A 3,058-nucleotide genomic window follows, 5' to 3' on the forward strand; every position below is an offset into this window, starting at 1 on the left:
CCAGTCCGGCTCCCCGGGGTCGGGGGCGATCGCGCTGACGGTGTTGTCCCGGACGAGGAGCTGCCACTCGTCCCCCGGTTCCTCGCCGACCGCTTCGATCGTGCCGTTGAGGACGTGGTCGAAGGTGAAGTGCTCGAACCCGGGGTGGCCCTGGGCGGCGGCGCCGGGCTTGAGGAAGTGGTCGACGAGGTAGCTCATCCATTCCGTGGCGAAGTAGAACTTCTCCGCCCCGTTCCATTCGATTCCGCTTCCGTCCTCGACGGGTTCCCAGTGGCACCACAGGCCGGGCTGTCCTGCCGGTGGCCGGTTGGCGTCGCGGACGACGTCGTTCCCGGCCCGCCCGGAGGGGCCGAACGGCCTGTGGGGAGGGCCGTCGACGTAGTAGGGGCCGGCGTCCCGGTCCATCCGCCGGCTCCCGGCGAACTTCCGCAGGTAGGTCCGCTCGGCCGTGTTGAGCGGCGGCACGACCTCGATCCGGCCGGTGAACTCGGTGTGGTACCCCACGGTCTGCGGCTCCTCGGTGGCGGGGGCGGCGCACGGCCGTGTCGCGGGACCGGACGCCGTCGGTCCGGGTCACTGTAGGGGCCGGCACCGACACCGTCCCGAGGTGGTGGCGGGAGCCCTTGCGAGTACGGCCGACGCCGGTGGATCAGTCGTCGCCGTCGGGGTAACTCCCCATCTCGACGTCGTCGCAGAACGTCTCCCAGAACCCGTTGTGTGCGAGAACGGTCCGGTCGATGCGGGGCAGGAGGGCGCGGAGCTCGTCCGCCACCTCCGCGAAGCGGTCCTCCTCGTCCTCCGCGTAGAACGGGAAGCGGGCGATCACGGCCTCGACGCACCGGTCGAACGAGTCCAGGTCGCCGTTCACGTGACCGGCCTTCGCCGAGTCGGCGCGGGGCACCTGCACCACGCGCCCGGTGGCCACGTCGACGGCGATGTACCCGAACAGGCCGCACGTGGCGACGGCGACCGCGCCCTGCTCGCCGACCGCGCCGAAGAACAGCGGCTCCCCCAGCGGCCGGTACTCGTAGCCGATCAGCCCGGCCGGGATGCCGGGCTCCCGGAGGCGGTCGGCGATCCGGGTGGGCACCTCGGGCGGGGACTCGACGCGGATCAGGGCGTACGCGGGTTCCGGCAGGGGCGGCAGGGGGTGGCTCACGGGAGGGATCCTCCCGCACGGGACCGTGCCGGGCGACACCTCCCCGGCCGTGCGAACGCAACCCCTTGCCGGCCGGCCGGTGCCGACGCTGTTCGACCGCGGTCCGGAAGCCCTCGATCAGGGTCCGGACGCCGTCGGGGATGCGCTCGGCGGCCGTCGCGCCGGGCCGCTACCGGGGCTGCTCCGCCGTGACCAGGTAGTAGTCGAGGATTCCCCGCTCGTAGGCCCGCAGGAAGTTCCGCGGCCAGGTCTCCGGGGCCCACCACCGGCTCAGCCACCGGTCCCAGCCCGGCCAGACGTGCCGTCCGATCGATTCGACGTGCACACCGGCGAGGCCGGCCCCGGTGAGTGCGTCCGCGAGCTGCTGCACCGGGCGGGCGATGTCCAGGCCGTTGGCGAAGGTGTCCAGCAGGGCGGCGAGTTCCCCGGGCCGGCCGGGGGCGCCGTCGACGGTGAAGAAGCTGGCGAAGGCCGCCCGGCCACCCGGCCGCAGCACCCTCGACGTCTCCTCGGCGAAGGCCCGGAGGTCCGGGAAGTGCTGGGCGGCCTCCACGCTGATCACGGCGTCGAACCCCTTGCCCTCCACCGGCATGCACTCGGCCGCGCCTTGGACGAACCGCAGCCGGTCCGGCTCCCGGCGCAGCAGGTCGGCATGGGTGTCGCGGGCCCGCTGCAGCTGCTCGGGGTGGATGTCCATGCCGGTGACGGTGGCGCGCCCGCACTCGCTCAGCGTCAGGGCGCAGCCCATGCCGAGCCCGCAGCCGACTTCGAGGATCTCCGGTTCGTCCGGCAGTGCGGCGGCGCGGAGGACCTGGCGGTAGAGGTCCTGCTGGCTGCGGATCCGGTCGGCCTCGTCGAGCGGCCGGTCGAGGTCGATCGCCTGCCAGTGGCCGAAGTTGATGAACCCTCCGGCGAACACGGGGTTGTTGCCGAGATCCGCCGGGCCGTACGTGTCGCGCACCGCGGGATTCATGGCGGGCTCCGCCTGCCGGGTACCGTCTGCCACCGTGCCACCCCTGCCTGGAGAGTGATCGTCGTCGTGCGTGCGGTTCCTTCGCGGTCGTCCGCAGCCAGTGTGCCGCACTCCCTCACAACGCGGCACGGGGTCGTGGGTGACGGCCTCGGCCCGAGGTTCACCTGCCGTCGGTCCGCAGGTCCGGTCCGCCGGTCCGATCCGCCGGTCCGATCCGCCGGCGTCGCGACGCCCCTGGACACCGCGCCCCGTGGGCTGATGGGATTCGAGCCCGCGACCCGCCGACGGAGGACCTGTGCACATCGGAGACGTGGTGGTCGCGGACGTCGCCGGGCAGTGGTTCGGCCGCAGAGGGCGCGAAGAGCCGATGCCCGAGTGCCTCGCCTGGCTGCCGGACCGGGTCCGGCGCACGTACGCGGCGACGTCGCCGCTTCTGTGAGCAGCGGGGAGCGTCTGGCAGGTTGGGACGCCCCGGCACGCCCGTTTCGCCCCCGACAGGATGGTCTTCCTGAGTGGGGACGAGGGGGAATGGGTCTGCGCGTACGACGCGAACGACACCGATCGTTTCTTCGACCTCGGCCCGGACGAAGCGGGCTGGAGGGTGGTCGATGCCGGGCTCGCCGAGTTGCTCGCCCAGCGGAGCCTGCTCGAGATCGCCCACGGACCGGTGTCCCACAGGGCGGTCTCGGCGATCCCTCCGGCGCTGCTGCCGGACGTCGTCGCCGGGTTGACGGAGATCACCACCTGCCCGTGGCGACCGGTGCCGGGGCTGCGGATCCATCTGGGCGACGGGGTCCTGGTGGTGTCCGGCTTCGACCGGCAGGACGTCGCCCCTTTCCACCACGTCGACGACGCCCTGGCCGTCACGGTCGCGGTGACGCGTCCGGAGAAGGCCGACTTCTTGGCAGATCGTGAGCGGCCCCGCC

General features: G+C 72.9%; 5 protein-coding genes. 2 read left to right on the forward strand and 3 right to left on the reverse strand.

The features are described 5' to 3' along the window. From ABZ641_RS30980 to ABZ641_RS30990, 3 genes are all read right to left on the reverse strand, one after another. Positions 1-504, reverse strand: a 504-nt coding sequence (locus ABZ641_RS30980; protein ID WP_359987144.1) for a hypothetical protein, incomplete at its 3' end; no start/stop codon positions are given. A 145-nt stretch (positions 505-649) separates the two neighbouring features. Next, a complete protein-coding gene (locus ABZ641_RS30985) occupies positions 650-1,159 on the reverse strand; it encodes an SUKH-4 family immunity protein (RefSeq protein ID WP_359987147.1) in 510 nt (169 codons plus the stop codon). 169 nt (positions 1,160-1,328) lie between these two features. Beyond that, positions 1,329-2,132: a methyltransferase domain-containing protein gene (locus ABZ641_RS30990; RefSeq protein ID WP_344623807.1), complete on the reverse strand. Its 804-nt coding sequence runs from the start codon at positions 2,130-2,132 to the stop codon at positions 1,329-1,331. 295 nt (positions 2,133-2,427) lie between these two features. Between ABZ641_RS30990 and ABZ641_RS30995 the strand changes: the two genes are divergently transcribed. Next, positions 2,428-2,571, forward strand: a complete 144-nt coding sequence (locus ABZ641_RS30995; RefSeq protein ID WP_359987150.1) for a hypothetical protein — start codon at positions 2,428-2,430, stop codon at positions 2,569-2,571. Positions 2,572-2,631: 60 nt separating this feature from the next. After that, positions 2,632-3,058 (forward strand): hypothetical protein (locus ABZ641_RS31000; protein WP_359987153.1); only part of this gene is annotated, 427 nt, incomplete at its 3' end.

Source organism: Kitasatospora sp. NPDC007106 (genome assembly GCF_040634455.1).
Classification (GTDB): Bacteria; Actinomycetota; Actinomycetes; order Streptomycetales; family Streptomycetaceae; genus Kitasatospora; species Kitasatospora arboriphila.